The 739-nt window shown below is 72.7% G+C and carries 1 protein-coding gene and 1 pseudogene; one reads left to right on the plus strand and one right to left on the minus strand.

Annotated elements, in window-relative coordinates; all coding sequences use genetic code 11:
- The first annotated feature begins 263 nt into the window (after positions 1-263).
- Entirely contained in the window at positions 264-596 is a 333-nt protein-coding gene (locus D8M34_RS19825) for a YccF domain-containing protein (protein ID WP_202976309.1), read from the plus strand.
- Here the strand turns inward: D8M34_RS19825 and D8M34_RS18615 are convergent.
- Positions 584-739: pseudogene (locus D8M34_RS18615) on the minus strand (M18 family aminopeptidase); the annotation flags it as partial. The gene D8M34_RS19825 and the pseudogene D8M34_RS18615 overlap by 13 nt on opposite strands.

Below are 739 nucleotides of genomic sequence, written 5' to 3' on the forward strand. Positions count from 1 at the left end.
TCCACCGGCGGAACCGGTCGCCGTGCACGTGCACCGCGGGTGCGGGCAGGCGTTCGGCGAGTGACTGTGCCACGGTCGACTTCCCCGACGCCTGGATGCCGGTCAGCAGGTACATGGGCCCAGACTGGCGCCCGGTGGGGCCGCCGGTCACCCGGATTCCGCGGCGCCGTGCGGGTCGGGAGTGCACGTCGGCCACCGGAACCCGGGGTCGACCCGGGGGCATCCCGGAGGGGAGAACCGGACACCTCGGGCATGCTGGAACCATGCTCCGCCTCATCCTGAACGTGGTCTGGCTGGTCCTCTCCGGCTTCTGGCTGTTCCTCGCCTACACGGCCGCCGGGATCGTCGCCTGCGTCCTGATAGTGACAATCCCGTTCGGCATCGCCTCGTTCCGGCTCGGGCTCTACGCACTTTGTCCGTTCGGCGGCGCCGTCTTCCGCGCCCCGCGCGCCGGCCACGACCCACGGGGTGGCGTTGGGCGGGTGGAACCTGGAGCTGAGCCCGGTGTTGCTGCGGCCGCGCGGGTCGCGGGTCGTCGGCAGCGGCGCCTACGTGCCCGGCTCGCGGGTCGCTGTCCGGTCTCTCAGCCGGCGTAGGTCAGGAACTCCACTCCGGCCCGGGTCAGGAGCGCCGGGTCGTGCGTCCCGCACAGCTCGCGCGCGGAGTGCATCGACAGCACCGGGATGCCGACGTCGACCGTCCGGATCCCCAGCCGGGTCGCCATGATCGGGCCGACGGT

Origin of the sequence: Microbacterium sp. HSID17254 (assembly GCF_003989315.1) — a bacterium.
Taxonomy (GTDB): Bacteria; Actinomycetota; Actinomycetes; order Actinomycetales; family Microbacteriaceae; genus Microbacterium.